Raw genomic sequence first — 21,595 nt, 5'->3', positions numbered from 1 at the left:
GGAGAACTTTGATGTCGACGAAGAAAGTCCAGAATCGCGGCCTCGGGCGCGGGTTGTCCGCCCTGATGGCTGACATGAACGATGATGCGGCACCCGACGACGCGGATAAGCCGCGCCAGCCAGATATGACGGTTCCGATCGAGAAGGTGCACCCCAATCCAGACCAGCCGCGCCGCAACTTCAATGCGGATGCGCTGCATGAACTGTCCCAATCGATTGCCGAGCATGGAATTATCCAGCCGCTTATCGTCCGCGCAAACCCCCGAAGTCTCGATGATTTCGAGATCGTGGCCGGTGAACGACGTTGGCGCGCGGCGCAAATGGCCAAGCTGCACGAGATTCCGGTCATCATCCGTGATTTCAATGATACCGAGGTGCTTGAGGTCGCGATCATAGAGAACATTCAGCGTGCCGATCTCAACCCGGTCGAAGAGGCGACAGGGTTCAGTCAGCTCATGCTCAAATTCGGCCACACACAGGAAAAGCTGGCCGAAGTTCTTGGCAAAAGCCGAAGTCATATCGCGAACGCGGTGCGCCTGCTGAACCTGCCGGACGAGGCTTTGACGTATCTCAGAGAGGGACGTTTGTCATCCGGTCACGCCCGCGCGATCCTGACAGCCGACGATCCGATCGTGCTTGCGCGTCAGGTGGTCGAAAAGGGTCTGTCGGTGCGTGAGACGGAACGACTTGCAAAGAGCACATCTGACCGGACGGGCGCTGGCACGAATGGTGGTCGCACGCGAAAGAAAACCAATACCAAGGATGCAGACACAAAAGCGATCGAGGATGATCTATCCGCTCATCTCACAATGAGTGTCAGCATAGATCACACTCCGGGTGCCGAGAACGGCCAGATCACCATACGGTACGACAAGCTTGAACAACTAGACAGGCTGATCGGCATGCTGAGCATCTGATGCGGCATCCACATCGGGCAATAGCGCGGAAATAACCGAATTGAGAACCCGTCGACCGCCGGGTGTGGCTGCGATCCGCGCGCCTTTCTGCTCAATCATTCCTATGTCTACCAAGTGGCGCAGGGTCGTTTCGTCTACTGGTCGTCCCAACAGTCGACTGAACCGCGACACGTCGATTCCATCCGCCACGCGCAATCCCATAAGAAGGTATTCGCCCGCTTGATCCGTGTTGGATAGCGCCGTCTTTATCGAGTCAGCGCTGCCTCCTTCGGCTTCACGCAACCAGCGGTCAGGTTGCAGCCAAGTCTCGGTCGCATATTTTTGCCCATTCACGGTAAGGCGGCCGTGTGCACCCGGACCGATACCGACGTAATCCCCGTAGCGCCAATAGATCATGTTGTGGCGCGATTCGGCACCGGGCCTTGCATGGTTGGACACCTCGTAGGCGGGCATACCGGCCGCCGCGCAGATGTCCTGGGTCGCATCGTACATGTCGGCCGCCACGTCGTCGGCAGGCAACCCGCGCAGCTTGCCGGCCTTGTATCGGTCTCCGAACGCCGTGCCGCTTTCGATCGTGAGTTGGTAAAGTGACATGTGATCGACGGCAAGATCCACAGCTTGACGCAATTCCCCGCACCACTCGGAAAGCTCTTGATCCTGCCGCGCATAGATCAGGTCAAAGCTGACCCGATCGACTGCTTTCTTCGCGATATCAAGAGCTTGAAGTGCTTCCGCCACGGAATGGACCCGACCCAGGCGTGCAAGGTCACGATCATTCAATGCTTGCACCCCGAGCGATATGCGCGAGACCCCCGCCTGCGCGAACGCCGCGAACCGTCCCGCCTCGACAGAGCCGGGGTTCGCCTCGAGCGTCACCTCAAGGTCGTTGGCAACAGGCCAGACCTGACGGACGCGCTCAAGGATGTCATGTACGGTGTCGGGCGCCATCAGGCTGGGCGTGCCGCCGCCCAGAAACACGCTGTTCACGACCCGTCCCGGTACCAGTGCCGCGTAGCGGTCAATTTCGGACAGGTAGGCGTTGCGCCAGCGGCGGTGATCTATATCGCGTGCGACATGGCTGTTGAAGTCGCAATACGGGCATTTTGCCTGACAGAAGGGCCAGTGCAGGTAAATTCCGAACCCGCCATCCCGCCAATCTTCAGCCAAAGCAGTCTCCTACAAGCTTTGCGAATGCATCGGCGCGGTGGCTGATGCGGTTCTTTTCTGCCGGGTCCATTTCGCCGAAGGTCACGTCATATCCCAAGGGCTGGAACAAAGGGTCATACCCGTGCCCGGACACGCCGCGCATCGGCCAGACAACCCAACCTTCTATCGTGCCCTCGAACACCTCATCCTGCCCGTCCGGCCACGCGAGGACAAGAGTGCAGCAAAAGCGCGCGGTCCAGGGCTGCGGTGCCTTGCTCGCGATCAGTTCGTCATGTGCGCGCGTCATCGCCGTGACGAAATCGCGCCCATTCTTTGTTTCGGCCCAATCCGCAGTGTACACGCCCGGTGCTCCGCCCAGGGCATCGATCACGATCCCGGAATCATCGGATAGCGACGGCAGTCCGGTCGCGCGCGCGGCGGCATGTGCCTTGATCCGTGCGTTGCCGACAAAGGTTGTTTCAGTCTCGTCCGGCACGGAAAGACCTTTTTCCGCCGCGCCCACGACGGTTACGCCGTAGGGTGCCAGAAGCTGGACGATCTCGTCCAGCTTGCCCGCATTGTGCGTCGCGACGAGCAGCGTGTCGTCGGTGAATTTACGCACCCGTCGCCTCGCGCTGTCTGGCGACCAGCTCATCGACGCCCTTCTCGGCAAGATCCAGCAAGGTGTTCATCTGATCGCGGCTATACGTGGCGCCTTCGGCGCTCATCTGGACCTCGATCAGCCGCTTGGAGCCGGTCATGATGAAATTTCCATCGACCCCGGCCTCGCTATCCTCCGGATAATCCAGGTCCAGGATCGGTTGCCCGGCATAAATGCCGCAGGATACGGCCGCGACCGGATCGACCAATGGGTTGCTGACCACGTCGCCTGCCTTCATGAGTTTCGCGACGGCCAGCCGCAACGCAACCCACCCGCCGGTAATCGACGCGCAGCGCGTCCCGCCATCGGCCTGGATCACGTCGCAATCCACGGTGATCTGCCGCTCGCCAAGGGCGACGCGGTCAACGCCGGCGCGCAGGCACCGGCCGATCAGGCGCTGGATTTCCACGGTGCGTCCACCCTGCTTGCCGGTCGTCGCCTCGCGGCGCATCCGGCTGCCGGTGGACCGCGGCAGCATGCCGTATTCCGCGGTCACCCATCCCAACCCGGTGCCCTTCACGAAGGGCGGGACCCGCTCCTCAACACTCGCCGTGCACAACACATGGGTGTCGCCGATGCGGATCAGGCACGACCCTTCGGCATGTTTGGTGATCCCCGTTTCGATTGAAACCGGCCGCATTTCATTTAAGTCTCGCTTTGAAGGGCGCATCGTGTTTCCTTTTGGTTCTCGGGCCGGGAATACATGCGGTGCGACCGGAATGGCAAGGCCGATTGACCTTTGCAAGAACCGGCCTGATGATGGGTCGGACGGGGTTTCAGACACATGAGCGACGGTAGCCGAATTCTGGATCAGATGAACGAACGCTCGCGCGAGGTGTTTCGCCGCGTGGTCGAGGGGTATCTTGCGACCGGTGATCCGGTCGGCTCGCGCAGCCTGACCCGTGATTTCAGCGAAAAGGTCAGCGCCGCGACCATCCGGAACGTGATGCAGGATCTCGAATATCTGGGCCTTCTGGACAGTCCGCATGTCAGCGCGGGCCGCATACCCACACAGAACGGCTTGCGCATGTTCGTGGATGGTCTGCTGGAAGTATCCGATGTCGAGGTCTCCGACCGTCGCCTGATCGACGCGACAGTGGGTAGCAATTCACAAGACGTGGCCGGTGTTCTCGATCGGATCGGATCTGCCCTGTCGGGGGTGACGCGCGGTGCCTCGCTGGTTCTGACACCCAAGCACGAGGCGCCGATCAAGCATATCGAGTTCGTCAGCCTTGGTCACGATCGCGCGCTTGTCGTGCTCGTATTCTCCGACGGCCATGTCGAGAACCGCATTTTCACCCCGCCTCCGGGTCAGACCCCAAGTTCGATGCGTGAGGCGGCGAATTTTCTCAATGCGCTGGTCGAGGGCAAGACGCTGTCGGACGTGCAACATCTGATCGCCACCGAGATACAGGCACGCCGACAGGAGATAGACGCGCTGTCGCATGCCTTGGTTGAAAGCGGTCTTGCGGTCTGGGAGGGCGAGGGCGACAGTTACGAGCGACTGATCGTTCGCGGTCGGGCGAATCTGCTCGACGCTGATGCCGCCGATGTCGACCTTGAACGTATCCGCACGCTGTTCGATGATCTTGAACGCAAGCGTGACATCGCCGAATTCCTGGAATTGGCCGATGAGGGCGAGGGCGTGCGCATCTTTATCGGCTCGGAAAACAAACTTTTTTCACTTTCGGGTTCCTCTTTGGTCGTCTCTCCATATATGAACGCTGACCGTAAGATCATCGGCGCGGTGGGTGTCATCGGCCCGACGCGGCTCAACTATGGGCGCATCGTGCCGATCGTGGACTACACCGCGCAGTTGGTCGGAAAATTGATCTCCGACCGGAGTTAGAGGGGAAGCATGGCAGAGCCGAGAAAAGACGACTTTCTTGACGACATAGAGGAAGCCGCCGCGCAAGAGCAGGAACACGCCGACGAGGATATCTCGAACGAGGCGGCCGAGATCGACGCGCTGCGCGCCGAACGCGACGCGATTCACGACAAGTTCGTGCGCGCCCTCGCCGATGCCGAAAACGCGCGCAAGCGGTCCGACAAGGACCGGCGCGAGGCCGAGAATTACGGCGGCTCGAAACTGGCGCGCGACATGCTGCCGATCCATGACAACCTCAAGCGCGCACTGGAAACCGTCACCGACGATCAGCGCGCAGGGTCCGAGGCGCTGATCGAAGGGATCGAGTTGACGCTGCGAGAGTTGCGTAACGTGTTTTCCAAGCACGGGATCACCATGATTGACCCGCAGGTGGGTGATCGCTTTGATCCGCAGCATCACGAGGCGATGTTCGAGGCGCCGCTGCCGGGAACCAAGGCCGGCGAGATCATTCAGGTCTCGGCCGAGGGGTTCATGCTGCACGACCGCATCTTGCGCCCCGCGCAGGTTGGCGTGTCGTCAAACCGCGACTCCGAGTAGGCTCAGAGACCGGGCGGGGCGGGGCCCCGCCCTGTCTCAGCGCGTGGCGTCAGAAAGGTCCTTCAACTCGTAGACGAGGGCGAGGGCGTCACGCGGGCTCAACGCGTCGGGCAATACATCGGCCAGGCGCGCCTCGACCGCCGACGCGCGCGACGTGTCAGGGGCGGGTGGCGGTATCGCCGCAAAAAGCGGCAGATCGTCGATCAGGGCCTGTCGCGCGCCGCCGCCCTCGCGTTCACCGCGTTCCAACGCGTCAAGGACAACGCGTGCCCGTTCCACGACCAGCGGTGGCAACCCCGCAAGCTTGGCCACCTGCACGCCGTAGCTGCGATCCGCCGCGCCGCGCCGAACCTCGTGCAGGAAGATCACCTCGCCGTCATGTTCCTTGACCGCGACGGTGGCGTTGTCGACGCGCGCCAGCCGGTCGCTCAGTCGGGTCAGTTCGTGGTAATGCGTGGCGAACAGCGCGCGGCAGCCGTTCACGTCGTGCAGATGTTCCAGCGTCGCCCAAGCGATGCTCAGCCCGTCATAAGTCGCCGTACCGCGCCCGATCTCGTCAAGGATCACCAGCGCCTGCGCATCTGCCTGGTTCAGGATGGTGGCGGTTTCGACCATTTCCACCATGAAGGTCGACCGCCCCCGCGCAAGGTCATCGGATGCGCCCACGCGGCTGAATAGCTGGCTGACCAGACCCACCCGTGCCGCGCGGGCCGGAACGTAGCTGCCCATCTGCGCCAAGAGAGCTATCAGTGCGTTCTGCCGCAGGAATGTCGATTTGCCGGCCATGTTGGGGCCGGTCAGCAGCCTTATGTCGCTGTCATCATCGAGCGCGCAATCATTGGCGATGAAGGGTGCGCCGCCCTGCGCGCGCAGGGCGCGTTCCACCACCGGATGCCGTCCGCCTTCGATCTTCAGCACACGGCTGTCATCCACCGCCGGGCGGCACCATGCCTCGGCCCGCGCGAGATCGGCCAGCCCGGTGGCAAGGTCCAGCTCGGCCAGGCTGCGCGCCAGTTGTGCCACCTCGGCCGACCGCTCCAGCACCGCGGCGCAAAGGTCCCCGAACAATCGCTTCTCGATCTCCAGCGCCCGCCCGCCGGCGTTGAGGATGCGCGTCTCCATCTCGCTCAGTTCTCTGGTGGTAAAGCGCACCTGGTTGGCCGTGGTCTGCCTGTGACGGAACGTCTCGTTCAACGGCGCGGCCAGCATCCGCTCGGCATGGGTTGCCGTCACCTCGACGAAATAGCCCAGCACGTTGTTGTGCTTGATCTTCAGCGATGTGATGCCGGTCTGCTGCACATAATCGCCCTGCATCCCCGCGATCACGCCGCGCCCCTCGTCGCGTAACTGGCGCGCCTCGTCGAGATCGGCGTCGTGACCCGGCGCGATGAACCCGCCATCACGGGCAAGGTATGGCGGCTCGGCCACCAGCGCCTGGTCCAGAAGGTCCAGCAGGTCTGAGTGTCCGTTCAGCTCTGCTGTCGCTTCGGCCAGCAGCGGCGGCAGCTCCACGCCTTGCAGCCGTTGGGCGATCGCGGCCGCTTGCGCCAGCCCACCGCGCACCGCCGCCAGATCGCGCGGCCCGCCACGGTCCAGCCCCAGCCGCGACAGCGCCCGGTCCAGATCCGGTACATGGCGCAGGCTGTCGCGCAGATCATCGGCCAGTTGCGGCGCGTCCACCATCGCGGCAACCGCATCCAGCCGTGCCTGCACGACGTCCAGCACGCGGCTGGGGCTGGACAGCCGCCGTTCCAGTAGTCGCCCACCGCCGGCCGTCACCGTCCGGTCCACGGTCGCCAGCAAAGACCCGGCGCGCCGTCCGTCCAATGCCTGCGTCAGTTCCAGGTTGCGGCGCGTCGCCGCGTCGATCTGCATGACACGGCCCTGCGCCTCGCGCACTGGCGTGGCCAGGAGGGGCAGCTTGCCCTTCTGTGTGATCTCCAGCCATTCGACGATCGCCGCCATCGCCGCGATTTCTGGACGGGTGAACGCCCCGAACGCCTCAAGGGTGCTGACCCCGAACAGTGCGCACAGCCGCTGCTCGCCGCCGCTGCTGTCGAATGCTGATCGTCCCAGGGCCGTGAGCGATGCGCCGTTCTCCGAGACGACCTCGCGAAGATCGGACTCGTCGGTCTCGGACACCACCACCTCGCGCGGGGCCAGCCGCGCCAGTTCCGGCCCCAGCCGCGCCAGCGCCAGCGGCATCACGTGAAACGCACCGGTCGAGATATCGACCCAGGCCAGCGCGCCCTCGCCCCGGATCTGTGCCACGGCCGCCAGGTAATTGTGCCGACGCGCATCCAGCAGGCTTTCCTCGGTCAGCGTGCCGGGGGTGACCAGCCGCACCACCTCGCGCCGCACCACGGATTTCGAGCCGCGTTTTTTCGCCTCGGCGGGGTCTTCCATCTGCTCGCATACCGCGACGCGGAATCCCTTGCGGATCAGCGTCAGAAGATAGCCTTCGGCCGAATGCACGGGCACGCCGCACATCGCGATATCCTCGCCAAGATGCTTGCCGCGCTTGGTCAGCGCGATGTCCAGCGCCTCGGCCGCCAACGCGGCGTCGTCGAAGAACAATTCGTAGAAATCACCCATCCGGTAGAACAAGAGCGCCTGGGGATACTGCGCCTTGATCTCGAGATACTGCGCCATCATCGGCGTCACGTTGGAGGCCGTGCCCGTCACCTTGTCTCCTCGCGCCATGCTGCCCAAAGCCTACAAACCCGCGCCCATGGGCGAAAGCTCAAACTGACGGGCGCGGCGACGGCCCTGCTCAGGACGGTGTCAGCAAAAGGGCGGTTTCCGTTGCCGGGCAAACGCCCTTGAGCCCGCCGGGCACATCCGCCTGTTCCAGCGGCGTGATCGCGTACTGCGCCGCGTAATGGTCGCGCACCTCGTCTTGCGTCAACGAAAACGGCGGACCGTCCATCAGCGTCTGGTCATATTGGAAGGTCACCACCAGTTGCGGCGCGGTGCCGGTGATCTGCGCCACATGCCGCGTGTAGGCGCTGCGCATCGCGGCGGGCAAGGCAACGAGGGCGGCGCGGTCATAGACCGCATCCACCGGGCCCAGCGTGTCCGCGGTCAGCGCGAATATATCGCCGACGAAGATTTCCAGCCCCGACGTGGCATAGCGTTTCAGCGGCCCCGCCTGCGTGACCTCGGGCGTCGCACCCAGATTCGCGAACAGCTCCTGTACCGCGACCTCGCTCAGCTCGACCCCGGCGACGCGGTAGCCCTCGTGAACCAGCCAATGGATGTCGAACGCCTTGCCGCAGAGGGGCAGGAACATCCTTGCGCCGGCGCCGAGATCGAGTGCGCCGATATGCGCCGCCAGCATCCGGTTCACGCAGCCCTCGTGGAACCCGATCCGGCCGTCCTGCCAGCGTTCGTGCCAGAACTTCGCGTCCATCGCCTAGCCTTTCAGGCGCCGATCTCGCGCCGCCAGCAGTTTCAGGCGCAGCGCGTTCAGTTGAATGAACCCCGCCGCATCGGTCTGATCATAGGCGCCGGCATCGTCCTCGAAGGTCACATGCGCCTCTGAATACAGGCTGTGATCCGACCAGCGACCGATCGTGGTCACTGCCCCCTTGTAAAGCTTCAGCCGCACCGTGCCGCTGACATGGGTCTGGCTGCGGTCGATCGCGGCCTGCAGCATCTCGCGCTCGGGGCTGAACCAGAAGCCGTTATAGATCAGCTCGGCATAGCGCGGCATCAGCGAATCCTTGAGATGGCCCGCCCCGCTGTCCAGGGTGATCTGCTCGATCCCGCGATGCGCCTCCAGCAGGATGGTGCCGCCGGGCGTCTCGTAGATGCCGCGCGATTTCATCCCCACGAAGCGGTTCTCGACGAAATCCAGACGCCCGATCCCGTGCTTGCCGCCCAGCTCGTTCAGTTTCGTCAGGATCGTCGCGGGGCTCAGCGCCGCGCCGTCGATGGCCACGGCGTCGCCCTTCTCAAAGGTGATCTCGACGATCTCGGGGGTGTCGGGCGCGTCCTCGGGGGCCACCGTGCGCTGGTAGACGTAATCGGGCGCGGCCTCGGCGGGGTCTTCCAGCACCTTGCCCTCGCTCGAGGTGTGCAGAAGGTTGGCATCGACGGAAAACGGCGCCTCGCCGCGTTTGTCGGTGGCAATCGGGATCTGGTGCTTTTCGGCAAAGTCGATCAGCCGCGTGCGGCTGGTCAGATCCCATTCGCGCCACGGCGCGATCACCCGGATGTCGGGATTGAGCGCGTAGGCCGCCAGTTCGAACCGCACCTGGTCGTTGCCCTTGCCGGTCGCGCCATGCGCCACCGCATCGGCGCCGGTCTCGGCGGCGATCTCGACCAGCCGCTTGGAGATCAGCGGCCGCGCGATCGACGTGCCCAGCAAATATTGCCCCTCGTAAAGCGCGTTGCCGCGGAACATCGGAAAGACGAAATCGCGCACGAATTCCTCGCGCAGATCCTCGATATAGATGTTGCCCGGTGCGATCCCCAGCAGCTCGGCCTTCTTGCGCGCAGGGTCCAGTTCCTCGCCCTGGCCGAGATCGGCGGTGAAGGTCACCACCTCGCAGCCATATTCGGTTTGCAGCCATTTCAGGATGATCGAGGTGTCGAGACCCCCGGAATAGGCCAGAACGACTTTCTTGGGCGCGGACATGTGGTTTCCCTTTCTCGAATATCGTCGCGCGCTTAGCGGGTTTTCTGCGTCGGGGCAAGTCGCCCCCCTTGTCAGCGCCCCGGCTTTGCGTCACTTCATCGGCATGACAGAGTTTCAGGAAAACGCCCGCACAGCCGAAGCCGCCATGCGCGCGGTGTTCGACCCGTCGCCTTTGCAGCGCAACGATCACCTGTCGGAACGCTACGGTGCCGAGATCTATCTCAAGCGCGAGGATCTCACGCCGGTGCGGTCCTACAAGCTGCGCGGCGCATTCAACGCCATGCGCAAGGTGTTGGCGGCCCACCCCGAGACCACGCAGTTCGTGTGCGCCAGCGCGGGCAACCACGCGCAGGGCGTCGCGTTCATGTGCCGGCACTTCGGGGTCAAGGGCGCGATCTTCATGCCGGTGACGACCCCGCAGCAGAAGATCGGAAAGACGGAGAAGTTCGGCGGCGACGCGGTGACGATCCGGATGGTGGGGGATTATTTCGACGATACCCTGCAGGCAGCACAGGCGCATTGCCGCGAGGTCGGCGGGCATTTCCTGTCGCCATTTGACGATGACGACGTGATCGAGGGGCAGGCCAGCGTCGCGGTCGAGATCGAGGCCCAGCTCGGGCAGGTCCCCGATCATCTGATCCTGCCCGTGGGCGGGGGCGGTCTGTCGGCGGGGGCACACAGCTATATCGGGGATCGTGTCGCGCTCACGCTGGTCGAACCCGAGGGCGGTGCCTGCCTTGCCGCGGCTTTCGCGGCGGGGCGGCCGGTCCGGCTCGATCATGTCCGGAATTTCGCGGACGGCGCTGCCGTGGCCCAGATCGGCGCGCGGACCTTTGCCAAGCTCGCGGATCTCGACCCGGCCTGTGCGCGGGTGATCGACGAGGATCGGCTGTGCACCACGATTCTTGAAATGCTCAACGTAGAGGGGATCGTGCTGGAACCCGCGGGTGCGCTTGCCATTGATGCACTCAAGGACATGGGCGATGCGATTCGTGGAAAGACCGTGGTGTGCGTCACTTCGGGCGGGAATTTCGATTTCGAGCGTCTGCCCGAAGTCAAGGAACGCGCGCAGCGGTTCTCGGGGGTCAAGAAATACTTTATCCTGCGCCTGCCGCAGCGCCCCGGCGCGCTGCGTGATTTTCTCGACACGCTGGGCCCCGAGGACGATATCGCCCGGTTCGAATACCTCAAGAAATCGGCGCGCAACTTCGGCTCCGTCCTGATCGGGATCGAGACGACACGCCCCGAAAACTTTGTGGATATCCTGCACAAGCTGGACGAGGCCGGGTTCGACTATCGCGACATCACGCGGGACGAGGTTCTGGCAGAGTTCCTGATCTAGGCGGTCATCATCTGCGCATCGAGACCGGCCAGAAATGCCGCTTTCGATCGATCGAGACAGTCGATGATCCCTGTCACGTCCACGATATCTGCCTGTCCGTTAGCCGCGGCCGCCTCGCCCCGTTCGCACAGGGTCGCGACGTCGACGAATCCGAGGTTGAGGGCACTGCCCTTCACGAAATGAAGCTGTGCTTCAAGGTCCGGTGTCTTGCCCGACGCGCGCAGCCTGCTGATCTCTGTCTCGACCTCGTCCACGAACAGCTCCACGACCTCGTCGAACGCGTCTGCGCCGATCTCGTCCCTCAGCCTTCGCACGTGGCTCCAGTCAATCATGGTCGAGCCTCCTTTCACACCGGAGAGTCTGCGCGCGAGGTGTTTGGAAATCCTTAAAATCCGCCAGCAAATACGCTCAATTCAAGGCTTCATCCGGCGTTAACGCATCTCACGCTAGCACGGCACCACATTGCCAAGGATGCTGACATGCGGGCGCGGGTGGTCGAGAGCACCGAAGACGAGACCGGGGGAGGCGTTATCCGTCGCGTGCTTGTCGTGGATGACAGCCGATTGCAGCGCCGGATTCTGACCACCTCGTTGCAAGGCTGGGGATTCGACGTGCGCGAGGCCGCCTCGGGCGATGCGGCACTGGCGATCTGCGCGGAATATGCACCGGATCTGGTCATGAGCGACTGGATGATGCCGGGGATGACCGGGCTGGAGTTCTGCCGCGCGTTTCGACAGATGCCGCGCGAGACCTACGGATATTTCATCCTGCTCACCTCGAAAAGCGACAAGACAGAGGTCGCGCTGGGTCTTGATGCCGGCGCTGACGATTTTCTGACCAAGCCGGTCTACGCGGCCGAATTGCGGGCGCGGATCGCGGCGGGGGCGCGTATTCTTCAGATGGAACGCGAGCTGACCGAAAAGAACCGCCTTATCAAATCCACGCTGGACGAACTGCAGGGACTGTACGATTCGCTCGACAGTGATCTGATCGAGGCCAAGCGCCTGCAACAATCGCTGGTCAGCGAACGTCACCGCGATCTGGGCGCGGCGGACGTGTCGCTGACGCTGCAATCGGCGGGGCATGTGGGGGGCGATCTCGTGGGGATGTTCCCCATTTCCGAAGGGCAGATCGGGCTTTACGGGATCGATGTGTCGGGCCATGGCATCAGTTCCGCGTTGATGACGGCGCGATTGGCCGGGTATCTCTCGGCCGCCGTGCCGGAACAGAACCTGGCCCTGCAAAAGACGCGCGATGGCCGCATCGTCGCGCGCCCTCCAGCCGATGCGGTGGCGCTTTTGAACCGGATTTTCATGTCCGAGATGGAGACCGAGCATTACTTTACCATCGTGCTTGCCAATGTCGATCTGACCACTGGCCTCGTCACGCTGGTGCAGGCGGGTCATCCGCATCCGGCCCTTCAACGCGCCGATGGCCGGGTGGAGTTTATCGGCGAAGGCGGGCTGCCCGTCGGGCTGATCGACACTGCGACATTCAGCGAGGTCGAGGTCAGGATGGCACCCGGTGACCGTCTGCTCATCCATTCCGACGGGGTGACGGAATGCACCACCGGCGCCGGTGTCCTGCTGGATGACGACGGGCTGGCGCGTATCATGCAGGGCCTGCGTCAGACGCGGGGCCAGGCGTTCCTCGAATCGCTGGTGTGGAAGCTGTCGGCATTCGCGGACGGCGCCGATTTCGTCGACGACATCTCGGCCGTGCTGCTGGAATTCAAATCAGACCCCATGCCCGGCTGACAAAATGCCGGTCCCCGGCATTGCCCAGATCCTGCGCGGCCTCTCGCGGCGTGATCCAGACCGCACGATGCCCGGGCTCTGTCGGATCACAAAGCGGGCGCACCGGATCGGCGCGGTAGATAATGCACAGCTTTTCGGCCCATAGCCCGTAGTCCGGCATATAGGTGAACCGCCGGAACGCCCCCAGCCGCCGGGGTCGCGCGATCAGCCATCCGGTTTCCTCGAACACCTCGCGATGCAACGCGTGCAGCGGCTGTTCGCCCGGGTCGATACCGCCACCGGGCAATTGCAGCTCGGGCATCGGTGCCGCCTGATGGGTCACCAACACCTTGCGGCCCATCGGCAAAATGCCATAGGTGCCGGGCCGCATCCGGTAGATCACGTCGCGGCGCGGGGGCTCTCCGAATCGTCTGTTCATGCCGCGCCCTCTTGGTGCCTCGACTTGTCCCGCCTAGATACACACGATATGCCGAAGTCCCGCCTGGAAGGAAACCCCATGACCATTGGACAGAAAATTGCCTGGGACGACACGATCCTGCCGTTCCAGCTGGATCATGCGGATATCAGGGGCCGTGTCGCGCGCCTTGACGGGGTGCTTGACGGTATCCTCGATCAGCATGATTACCCCGCCCAGGTCGAGGCGCTGGTCGCTGAAATGGCGCTTTTGACCGCAATGATCGGTCAGACGATAAAGCTGCGCTGGAAGCTGTCGCTGCAGGTTCAGACCAAGGGCGCGGTGCGGATGATCGCGACCGATTATTTCGGCCCCACCGACGAGGGCGAGCCGGCGCGCATGCGGGCCTATGCCAGTTTCGACCGTGACAAGCTGGATGATCGCTCGCCCTTCGCACAACTGGGCGAGGGGTACTTCGCCGTGCTCATCGACCAGGGCAAGGGCTCGACTCCGTACCAGGGCATCACACCCATTGCCGGGACGGCGCTGCGCGATTGTGCCGAATCCTACTTTGCCCAGTCAGAGCAGTTGCCGACGCGGTTCGCGCTCAGCTTCGGCCAGTCGAAAGAGCCCGGCGGCGACGTTCACTGGCGTGCCGGTGGCGTGATGCTGCAACAGCTGCCCAAGGCATCGCCCTTTGCGCCGGGTGGCGGCACTGGCGAGGGCGGCTTGCTGAAGGCCGAGGATATAGTAGAGGGCGACGATGCCGAAAACTGGAACCGGGCGAATGTTCTGCTCGACACGGTCGAGGATCTAGAACTGATCGGGCCGTCTGTGGCCCCGACCGACCTGCTTGTGCGGCTGTTTCACGAAGAGCAACCGCGCGTCTTCACAATGCAGCCGGTTCGGTTCGGCTGCACCTGTTCCGAGGACCGCGTGCGCAACAGCCTGTCCATCTATTCGGCCAAGGATATCGAGACGATGACCACCGACGAGGGGATCGTGACGGCTGATTGCCAGTTCTGTGGCGCGCATTACCGGCTGGACCCCGCGACGCTGGGGTTCGACGCACCGGGGGGGGCCGGGTGACGGTGGGTGATCCGCTGGCCCCTATCCTGTCGGCGCTGGGCACCGGGCGCGCGGGCTCGTCGGACCACGATCTTAACCCCGGTGTGACGCTGCCGCCGGGACGTCGCTTGCGCGCGGCCGGGGTTCTTGTTCCGGTGATCTGCCGGGACAACCGCTGGACCATGATCCTGACCAAGCGCGCCTCGGGGCTCAAGCACCACCCCGGCCAGATCGCCTTTCCCGGCGGCAAGCAGGATCAAGGCGACGTCGATATCACCGCGACGGCGCTGCGCGAGGCCCGTGAAGAGATCGGACTCGACCCCGCGGCGGTCGAGATCCTCGGCTTTTTACCCCGGCACGAGACGGTAACGGGCTTTGACGTGACGCCCGTCCTGTCGCGGATCACCACGCCCTTCGCGCCGGTGCCCGAAGTTGGCGAGGTGGACGAGGTGTTCGAGGTCCCGCTGGCGCACCTGCTCGATTCCGCCCGGTTCCGGGTCGAGAAACGCCGCTGGCGTGGAGACTGGCGGCGCTATTACACCGTGCCCTTCGGCCCCTACTACATCTGGGGGGCAACCGCGTGCATCCTGCGGGTCATGGCCGACATGGCAGGGCCGCGATGAGGCTGACGGGCGACTGGATCACCGCGTCGGCCACCCAGGCGGTCTGCGCGGCCCTGACCACGTCGGGATACCGGGTGTTTTTCGTCGGTGGCTGCGTGCGCAACGCGATCCTTCGGGTGCCGGTGGACGATATCGACATGGCGACCGACGCACCCCCAGACACGGTGATCCGGTTGGCGGGCGCGGCAGGCCTGAAATCCGTGCCCACCGGCATCGATCACGGCACCGTCACCGTCGTCTCGGACGGCACCCCGCATGAGGTCACGACCTTCCGCGAGGATGTGGACACGTTCGGTCGGCATGCCAAGGTCGCGTTCGGGTCCGACCTGACGGCCGATGCGCGGCGACGCGATTTCAGCATGAACGCGCTTTACGCGCAGCCGGACGGCACTGTGCTTGATCCGCTTGACGGGATGGACGACCTCGTGGCGCGGCGCGTCCGGTTCATCGGTGATGCCGGCACCCGCATCCGCGAGGATTACCTGCGTATCCTGCGGTTCTTCCGCTTTCACGCCCAATACGGCGACCCCGAGGCGGGGTTGGACGCCGACGCGCTGGCCGCCTGTGCGGCCAATCTCGACGGGCTGGCGGACCTGTCGCGCGAACGCATCGGGGCCGAGATGCGCAAATGCCTCGCCGCCCCGGACCCCGCGCCCGCCATGGCGGCGATGCAGGCGGCAGGCGTGCTGGCACGGGTTCTGCCGGGGGCGGACGCGGGTACGCTTGCCCCGATGGTGCACCTTGAGGCGCAGACAGACACCGAACCGGGCGCGATCCGCCGCCTCGCCGTTCTTGGCGGTGTGGACGTGGCGGCGCGCCTGCGCCTGTCGCGGGCCGAAACCAAGACCGTGACCCGTTTGCACGAGGCCAGTGCAAGCCTGATGAGCGCGGCGGAGCTGGGCTATCGGTACGGCTATGAGGCGGGCCGCGATGCGCTACTGGTACGTGCCGCGTCCACGGGCGCAGCGCTTGATCAAGGGGCTGTCGCGGACTGCGCGCGCGGGGCGCGGGCGCAATTTCCGGTCAAGGCCGATGATCTGAAACCGGCCTATGCCGGGCCGGCCCTTGGCCAGCGCCTGCGCGACCTCGAATCGCAGTGGATCGCGTCGGGCTTCACGTTGACCCGTGAGGATCTGCTGTGACCGGGCACAGGATCACCCGTCTGGGCCACCACGGCGACGGTATCGCCGACGGCCCGGTCTATGCGCCGCGCACCCTGCCGGGCGAGGTGGTGACGGGTGTCATGGACGGCCAGACGCTGCGCGATATCCGTATTCTTGACCCGTCTCCGGATCGTGTCGCGCCGCCGTGTCGGCATTTCAAGTCCTGCGGCGGTTGCCAGCTTCAGCATGCGGCCGACGATTTCGTGGCGCGGTGGAAGGCCGAGGTGGTCGAGACCGCGCTTGCCGCACATGACATACCGGCCCGGATCGCTGCGGTGCACACCTCGCCGCCACGCTCGCGCCGCCGCGCCACGCTTGCCGCGCGCCGCACCAAGGCCGGTGCGATGGCGGGGTTTCACGCACGTGGCAGCGAGACGATGACCGAGATCCCCGACTGTCACCTGTTGCATCCCGAGTTGATGGCGGGGCTGCCGCTGGCCCGTGATCTTGCGCGGGTGGGGACCAGCCGCAAGGCGCCGCTGGCGGTCACGCTGACCCGTTCGCTCGGGGGGCTGGACGTCGCGGTGACGGGCGGCAAGCCCGCCGACGGCCCGCTGCGCGCCACGCTGGCGGATCTGGCAGGCACGCATGATATCGCCCGACTGGCCTGGGACGGCGAGATGATCGTCACCCGGCGTGCGCCCGAACAGGTCTTTGGCCCCGCCCGTGTCGTGCCGCCGCCGGGTGCGTTCCTGCAAGCCACCGATCATGGCGAGGCCGCGCTGCTGAATGCCGCTGAAACCATCCTGTCGGGGTCGTCGCGGATCGTCGATCTCTTCGCGGGCTGTGGCACGTTCACCCTGCCGCTTGCACGTCGCGCGCACCTTCATGCGGTCGAAGGCGATGCCGAGATGCTGCGCGCCCTCGATGCGGGTGGGCGGCACGCGACGGGGCTGAAACCCGTCACCACCGAGGCGCGCGATCTTTATCGCCGCCCGCTTCTGACCGACGAGCTGGCGCGGTTCGATGCCGCCCTTCTCGACCCGCCGCGGGCCGGGGCCGAAGCACAGATCGCGCAGATCGCCGCCGCGCAGCTGCCACGCCTTGGCTATATCTCGTGCAACCCTGTCACCTTCGCCCGTGATGCGCGGTACCTGCTGTCGCATGGCTACGAAATGGGGCCCGTGCAGGTCGTGGATCAGTTCCGCTGGTCCGCCCATATCGAGCTGGTCGCCGGTTTCACGTTGAAAACCGCGTGACGGACGAAAAATCGCTACCGCCAGACCGGAAAAAACGTGTACCCTGTCATCAATAAAAGACCGGGCAGTAAAACGGTGACAGGCGATGACAGTGACACGACGATTCGCAGTCCTTGCCGGGGCGGCGGCCCTGACAGGGTGTGCGGGAAATTCCAAGTTTCGCAGCTATAACGGCCCCGAGGTGACTCGGGTGATCGTCCAGAAGGGCTCGCGTGACATGTTCCTCTTGCACCATCGCAAGTTGCTCAAACGGTACAGAGTCCATCTGGGCTTTGCACCGGAAGGGCACAAGCGGTTCGAGGGCGACGGGCGCACGCCCGAAGGGCACTACCTGATCGACCGGCGCAATCCCAACAGCGCGTTTCACCTGTCGATCGGAGTGTCCTATCCGAACGAGGCCGATATCGCCTATGCCAGCGCGATGGGGCTGTCCCCCGGCGGCGACATCTTCATTCATGGCGAGCCCAATGCGGGCACGGTTCCGGGCCGCGACTGGACCGCGGGCTGCATCGCGGTCGCGAATCGCGAGATCGAGGATGTCTACGCGATGGTTCGCAACGGGACGCCGATCACCATCCAAGCGTGACGGGCGATCCGTCGCGATCGGCGCCCAGCACCATCGTCCACCAGATCTTGCCGCCCGGCTCTTGCAACCAGGCAAAGCCCATGCGGGTCGCGTCGGGGTTGAGGATGACGCGCCGCGTGGCTTCTTCCTGCATCCAGGCTGCAAGGGTTTCCAACTCGCTTTCGTAGGATTCCGAGATCGTCTCGCCCACCAACTCGCCCTGATATCCGACGCGACGGATGCGATCCACGGGCGACGACCCGTCCGATCCGAAATGCCAGGGGCGGTTCTGGACCGCCATGTCGCGCGAATGGGTGGCGGCGGCCGCGGTCAACCGTTCGTCAAGCGTCAGCGGGGGTGCGTCCCGTGCCTGACGCAGGGAATTGACCGCATCGAGCATGCGGTACCGGATTTCCCGGGTCTGGCTTTCGGAAATGTTGTAGACGCGTGGCACGGGCTTGCCGTCGGGGCCAAGCTGTGGTTCTGGCGGCGGCACGGCACAGGCCGCAAGTGTCAGCAGGGCCGACAGACAAAGACCGAAAAGACGCACCATTATTCCACACCACCCGTTTTATCCCGTGAATGTCCTTCATTAGCGCGGGTTCGGCGTCAATTCAAACCCGCATGCGCGCGTTTCCGTGATCTGACAGGAGTTTGAATTGCGAGTGCGGCATTCGCGCCATATATTGCAAGGGATGATGACTTGCATAACCGGAGATGCCCCCCATGATTTCTGATCCACGCAACGGATGGAACCGCCGCGCATTCCTCGCCGGCAGCGCCGCAATGGTCGGTGCCCCCGCGCTGGCGCAGACCATGAACACCGAGAACACCGTCGAGATGGAGCGTGACCTCAACAGCAGTGTGCGTCGCAACTCTTCGGGGTTCCGCATGCTGGACTGGCAGCCCTATTTCTCGGATCTGCGCAAGGGGGCGGTTCTCGTCGATATCGACTCGCGCGCGGTTCATTTCTGGAGTGAGGACGAAAGCACCTACAAGCTGTATCCGTCCTCTGTACCGCTGACCGAAGATCTGACCCGTCGCGGACGCACATCGATCACGCGCAAGGTCGAGGGGCCAAGCTGGCGGCCGACGCCCTCGATGCTGGAACGCAATCCCGACTGGCCGGAATATATCGGGCCCGGTCCGGACAATCCGATGGGGACACATGCGCTTCACCTCAGCTGGACGTACTACCGTATCCACGGCACGCATGACACCCGCAAGATCGGGCGTCGATCGTCCAACGGGTGCATCGGGCTATATAACGAGCATATCGCAGAGCTTTACGGCCTGACCGAGGTCGGAACGCAGGTGTTGCTAATTTGACAACACGTCCTCCGGATATGTGCCCGGTATGACAAGATACATTTGTCATCCTCGTTGTTTGCCGGTTATGAACTGACACGAGGTTTATCGTGATCATGAGCCGTCCTCGGGCGGCATTCAACATCTGGAGGATAATAATGAAGAAACTCGTTCTTGCCGCCGCCTTCTCGGCAGCCGCGTCCACCGGCTTTGCAGGCAACCTGGAAGAGCCCCAAATGGAAGCGCCGGTCATCGTCGAAGAGACCAACGCAAGCTCTTCCGCAGCAGCGGTCTACGTCCCGCTGGTTCTGCTGGCCATCGTCGCAGCGTTCATCGCCGCCGACTGATCTCCTTTCGGTCAGATCGACAGATCATGAAGGCAGCGTTTAACGCTGCCTTTTTTCATGTCCGGCCCCGTGCATGTCGCGGGTCGCGGCATCCTACCCGACCCACCCTTTCAGGTTGCTGTCCACCACCGACGCCAGCGCCTTGATATGCGCGTCGTCGTCGTTGAGGCATGGGATATAGGTGAATTCTTCGCCGCCCGCCTCTTCGAAGCTTTCGCGGATCTCCTCGTTGATCTCTTCCAACGTCTCGATGCAATCGGCGGAAAACGCCGGCGCCATCACCGCGATCCGCTTGACGCCGTCCTCGCGGGCCAGCCGCGCGACCTCTTCCACTGTGTAGGGTTTGAGCCACTCCTCGGGCCCAAAGACCGACTGGAAGGTTGTCGTGATCTCGGTATCTTCCCAGCCCAGCCGTTCCTTTAGCAGGCGCGTCGTCTTCTGGCACTGGCAATGATACGGGTCGCCCTGCCGCAGGTAACGCTGCGGCATGCCGTGATACGACACCACCAGTTTCTCGGGGCGCGTCTCGGCATTGGCATAGGCGCGCTCGACCGATTCGGCCAAGGCGTTGATATAGTGTTCGTTCTCGAAATACGGTTCGACCACGCGGGCGATCGGCTGCCACGTTTCCTTCATCAGCGCACGAAAGAACTGGTCGACAGCGGTGCCCGAAGTCGCACCGGCATAATGCGGGTAAAGCGGAAAGAAGAGGATCCGCGTGCAGCCGGCCTCTGTCATCTCCCGGACCTTGGACATGGTCGAGGGATTGCCGTAGCGCATGCAGAAATCCACCATCACACGGTCGCCGTGGCGCGCCTGCATCTCGGCCCGCATCTTTTCAGTCTGGTCGCGGGTTATGGTCATCAACGGGCTTTCGCCCTTGTCCTCGTTCCAGATCGACTTGTAGGCGGCGCCGCTGGTGAAAGGCCGCTTGGTCAGGATCACGAGCTGCAACAGCGGCTGCCACAGCCACGGCGAATAATCTATGACCCGCCGATCCGACAGGAACTCGTTGAGATAGCGACGCATCGACCAGTAGTCGTAATTGTCGGGCGTCCCAAGATTGGCCAGCAGGACGCCAATCTTTCCGCGTGGCACCTTGGGGTGATCGGCCGGGGCGTGCGCGGGTCGCGTGGCGGCGCGGGTTGCATCTAACATGATCTGGTCCAGTCCTGTCACTCGGGTATCGTGTGACATAACGGCTGCGCCCGGAAGGTCAATCTTCCAGCGGGTTTTCCTTGGTCCCCAACGCGTCCGCAAGCCGTGTCGTGGCCGATCCGGGGCGCAATGGTTGCTGTTGGCTGTCATCCGGGGCCCAGCCTGTCAGAAAGATCATCTCGAATGTCGCCGTCACCGAGCCCGAAGAGGTCGGGTATTCGCGCGCGTAGATCTCGCAGGCCCGCCGAAGGACATCGCGCCGCAACATCCGCCGGGACCGGGCGCTCATCGCGTTGGTTTCACCCATCGCGCGCAGGTCGTGCATCAGTCGCATCGGGTCGGCGTATTCAACGGTCAGTGGCAGCCGGTCGGCCACGGGCAGCGCAAACCCCGCGCGTTGCAACAGGGCGCCAAGATCGCGGATCTCGCCCATCGGCAGGATTCGCGGCGACAGTCCCCCGGTCACGTCCGCCTCGGCCTGTGCCAGCGCGCTGCGCAATTCCTGCAAGGTGGACCCGCCGAACAGCCCCGCCAGCATAAGGCCGTCGGGCGCCAGCGCACGCCGCATCTGGATCAACTGCCCCACCGGATCGCTGGCCCAGTGCAGGCACAGCGCATGGATCACCAGATCATGCGCGCCGGGGGTCAGCGCGAGGGTCTCGTCATCCGGGACGACATGCGCGTCGGGGAACCTGTCCTGCCAGAAGCCGGGATGTCCGGTCACGATGGCCGGTGACGTAAAGCTTTTGTTAACCACAGACAGACGATCCTCGACTTCGTCCGCGACGGTCTCGTGCAGAAACATCGCCGGTGCGGCGATGGGGCGCGTCCGGTGACGGGCAAGGGCGGTGCGATCGGTCAGACCTGAATTGTTCATGCA

The 21,595-nt window shown here is 64.0% G+C and carries 23 protein-coding genes; 12 read left to right on the top strand and 11 right to left on the bottom strand.

The annotated features are described in order from the left end of the window. Positions 1-11 precede the first annotated feature (11 nt). Entirely contained in the window at positions 12-917 is a 906-nt protein-coding gene (locus ACROSR_RS04245; protein WP_432682530.1) for a ParB/RepB/Spo0J family partition protein, read from the top strand. Here ACROSR_RS04245 and hemW read toward each other — a convergent pair. The 3 genes from hemW to rph are packed head-to-tail and all read right to left on the bottom strand — an operon-like array spanning position 885 to position 3,394. Further along, positions 885-2,084 carry a radical SAM family heme chaperone HemW gene (gene hemW / locus ACROSR_RS04240; RefSeq protein WP_432682529.1) on the bottom strand — a complete coding sequence of 400 codons (1,200 nt, stop codon included), beginning with the start codon at positions 2,082-2,084 and terminating at the stop codon, positions 885-887. The two genes, ACROSR_RS04245 and hemW, sit on opposite strands and share 33 nt — an antisense overlap. Next, positions 2,077-2,718, bottom strand: coding sequence for a non-canonical purine NTP pyrophosphatase (locus ACROSR_RS04235; protein WP_432682528.1), 642 nt, complete (start codon positions 2,716-2,718; stop codon positions 2,077-2,079). The genes hemW and ACROSR_RS04235 overlap by 8 nt, the downstream gene beginning before the upstream one ends. Continuing rightward, positions 2,678-3,394 carry a ribonuclease PH gene (gene rph / locus ACROSR_RS04230; protein WP_432682527.1) on the bottom strand — a complete coding sequence of 239 codons (717 nt, stop codon included), beginning with the start codon at positions 3,392-3,394 and terminating at the stop codon, positions 2,678-2,680. Before rph ends, ACROSR_RS04235 begins: the two co-directional genes overlap by 41 nt. 114 nt (positions 3,395-3,508) lie before the next feature. Here rph and hrcA point away from each other — a divergent pair, with 114 nt between their 5' ends. Beyond that, positions 3,509-4,573: a heat-inducible transcriptional repressor HrcA gene (gene hrcA, locus ACROSR_RS04225; protein WP_432682526.1), complete on the top strand. Its 1,065-nt coding sequence runs from the start codon at positions 3,509-3,511 to the stop codon at positions 4,571-4,573. Between the two features lie 9 nt (positions 4,574-4,582). Then, positions 4,583-5,149: a nucleotide exchange factor GrpE gene (locus tag ACROSR_RS04220; protein ID WP_432682525.1), complete on the top strand. Its 567-nt coding sequence runs from the start codon at positions 4,583-4,585 to the stop codon at positions 5,147-5,149. A 36-nt stretch (positions 5,150-5,185) separates the two neighbouring features. On the opposite strand, the gene mutS is transcribed toward ACROSR_RS04220, so the two are convergent. From mutS to ACROSR_RS04205, 3 genes are all read right to left on the bottom strand, one after another. Next, positions 5,186-7,804, bottom strand: coding sequence for a DNA mismatch repair protein MutS (gene mutS / locus ACROSR_RS04215; protein ID WP_432682691.1), 2,619 nt, complete (start codon positions 7,802-7,804; stop codon positions 5,186-5,188). A gap of 118 nt (positions 7,805-7,922) precedes the next feature. Next, the gene (gene tmpT / locus ACROSR_RS04210) at positions 7,923-8,561 is read right to left on the bottom strand and encodes a thiopurine S-methyltransferase (RefSeq protein WP_432682524.1); all 639 of its coding nucleotides are present in this window, start codon (positions 8,559-8,561) and stop codon (positions 7,923-7,925) included. A 3-nt stretch (positions 8,562-8,564) separates the two neighbouring features. After that, a complete protein-coding gene (locus ACROSR_RS04205; protein WP_432682523.1) occupies positions 8,565-9,791 on the bottom strand; it encodes an argininosuccinate synthase in 1,227 nt (408 codons plus the stop codon). Between the two features lie 103 nt (positions 9,792-9,894). Between ACROSR_RS04205 and ilvA the strand changes: the two genes are divergently transcribed. Next, complete coding sequence (gene ilvA / locus ACROSR_RS04200) at positions 9,895-11,133, top strand: threonine ammonia-lyase IlvA (RefSeq protein WP_432682522.1); 1,239 nt, start codon at positions 9,895-9,897, stop codon at positions 11,131-11,133. Here the strand turns inward: ilvA and ACROSR_RS04195 are convergent. Continuing rightward, positions 11,130-11,465 carry an Hpt domain-containing protein gene (locus tag ACROSR_RS04195; RefSeq protein ID WP_432682521.1) on the bottom strand — a complete coding sequence of 112 codons (336 nt, stop codon included), beginning with the start codon at positions 11,463-11,465 and terminating at the stop codon, positions 11,130-11,132. The two genes, ilvA and ACROSR_RS04195, sit on opposite strands and share 4 nt — an antisense overlap. Positions 11,466-11,612: 147 nt before the next feature. Between ACROSR_RS04195 and ACROSR_RS04190 the strand changes: the two genes are divergently transcribed. Next, positions 11,613-12,890 carry a PP2C family protein-serine/threonine phosphatase gene (locus ACROSR_RS04190; protein WP_432682520.1) on the top strand — a complete coding sequence of 426 codons (1,278 nt, stop codon included), beginning with the start codon at positions 11,613-11,615 and terminating at the stop codon, positions 12,888-12,890. Here the strand turns inward: ACROSR_RS04190 and ACROSR_RS04185 are convergent. Next, complete coding sequence (locus tag ACROSR_RS04185) at positions 12,865-13,308, bottom strand: NUDIX hydrolase (RefSeq protein ID WP_432682519.1); 444 nt, start codon at positions 13,306-13,308, stop codon at positions 12,865-12,867. The two genes, ACROSR_RS04190 and ACROSR_RS04185, sit on opposite strands and share 26 nt — an antisense overlap. A gap of 78 nt (positions 13,309-13,386) precedes the next feature. Between ACROSR_RS04185 and hslO the strand changes: the two genes are divergently transcribed. The 5 genes from hslO (at position 13,387) to ACROSR_RS04160 (ending at position 17,923) form a co-directional block, all read left to right on the top strand. Then, a complete protein-coding gene (gene hslO, locus ACROSR_RS04180; RefSeq protein ID WP_432682518.1) occupies positions 13,387-14,373 on the top strand; it encodes an Hsp33 family molecular chaperone HslO in 987 nt (328 codons plus the stop codon). A 2-nt stretch (positions 14,374-14,375) separates the two neighbouring features. Next, the gene (locus ACROSR_RS04175) at positions 14,376-14,975 is read left to right on the top strand and encodes a CoA pyrophosphatase (RefSeq protein ID WP_432682689.1); all 600 of its coding nucleotides are present in this window, start codon (positions 14,376-14,378) and stop codon (positions 14,973-14,975) included. Then, positions 14,972-16,117, top strand: a complete 1,146-nt coding sequence (locus ACROSR_RS04170; protein WP_432682517.1) for a CCA tRNA nucleotidyltransferase — start codon at positions 14,972-14,974, stop codon at positions 16,115-16,117. The genes ACROSR_RS04175 and ACROSR_RS04170 overlap by 4 nt, the downstream gene beginning before the upstream one ends. Next, on the top strand, positions 16,114-17,337 hold the full coding sequence (locus tag ACROSR_RS04165) for a class I SAM-dependent RNA methyltransferase (RefSeq protein ID WP_432682516.1): 1,224 nt from the start codon (positions 16,114-16,116) through the stop codon (positions 17,335-17,337). The genes ACROSR_RS04170 and ACROSR_RS04165 overlap by 4 nt, the downstream gene beginning before the upstream one ends. A gap of 85 nt (positions 17,338-17,422) precedes the next feature. Beyond that, a complete protein-coding gene (locus ACROSR_RS04160; RefSeq protein WP_432682515.1) occupies positions 17,423-17,923 on the top strand; it encodes a L,D-transpeptidase family protein in 501 nt (166 codons plus the stop codon). On the opposite strand, the gene dalA is transcribed toward ACROSR_RS04160, so the two are convergent. Further along, positions 17,907-18,455 carry a divisome-associated lipoprotein DalA gene (gene dalA, locus ACROSR_RS04155; RefSeq protein ID WP_432682514.1) on the bottom strand — a complete coding sequence of 183 codons (549 nt, stop codon included), beginning with the start codon at positions 18,453-18,455 and terminating at the stop codon, positions 17,907-17,909. The genes ACROSR_RS04160 and dalA overlap by 17 nt on opposite strands. 173 nt (positions 18,456-18,628) lie before the next feature. Between dalA and ACROSR_RS04150 the strand changes: the two genes are divergently transcribed. Both ACROSR_RS04150 and ACROSR_RS04145 read left to right on the top strand, forming a co-directional pair. Continuing rightward, on the top strand, positions 18,629-19,231 hold the full coding sequence (locus ACROSR_RS04150) for a L,D-transpeptidase (protein ID WP_432682513.1): 603 nt from the start codon (positions 18,629-18,631) through the stop codon (positions 19,229-19,231). 137 nt (positions 19,232-19,368) lie between these two features. Next, a complete protein-coding gene (locus tag ACROSR_RS04145; protein WP_432682512.1) occupies positions 19,369-19,557 on the top strand; it encodes a hypothetical protein in 189 nt (62 codons plus the stop codon). Positions 19,558-19,650: 93 nt separating this feature from the next. Here ACROSR_RS04145 and hemH read toward each other — a convergent pair whose 3' ends face one another. Together hemH and ACROSR_RS04135 are read right to left on the bottom strand one after the other, a co-directional pair. Continuing rightward, entirely contained in the window at positions 19,651-20,715 is a 1,065-nt protein-coding gene (hemH, locus tag ACROSR_RS04140) for a ferrochelatase (RefSeq protein WP_432682511.1), read from the bottom strand. Between the two features lie 58 nt (positions 20,716-20,773). Continuing rightward, positions 20,774-21,592 (bottom strand): methyltransferase domain-containing protein, encoded by an 819-nt coding sequence (locus tag ACROSR_RS04135; protein WP_432682510.1) that lies wholly within the window; start codon positions 21,590-21,592, stop codon positions 20,774-20,776. Positions 21,593-21,595: the final 3 nt, after the last annotated feature.

Source organism: Roseovarius tibetensis (genome assembly GCF_050896375.1).
In the GTDB taxonomy this organism is placed as follows: Bacteria; Pseudomonadota; Alphaproteobacteria; order Rhodobacterales; family Rhodobacteraceae; genus Roseovarius; species Roseovarius tibetensis.
The sequence above is the reverse complement of the archived record's forward strand: the minus strand, read 5'-3'. Positions and strand labels throughout refer to the sequence as shown.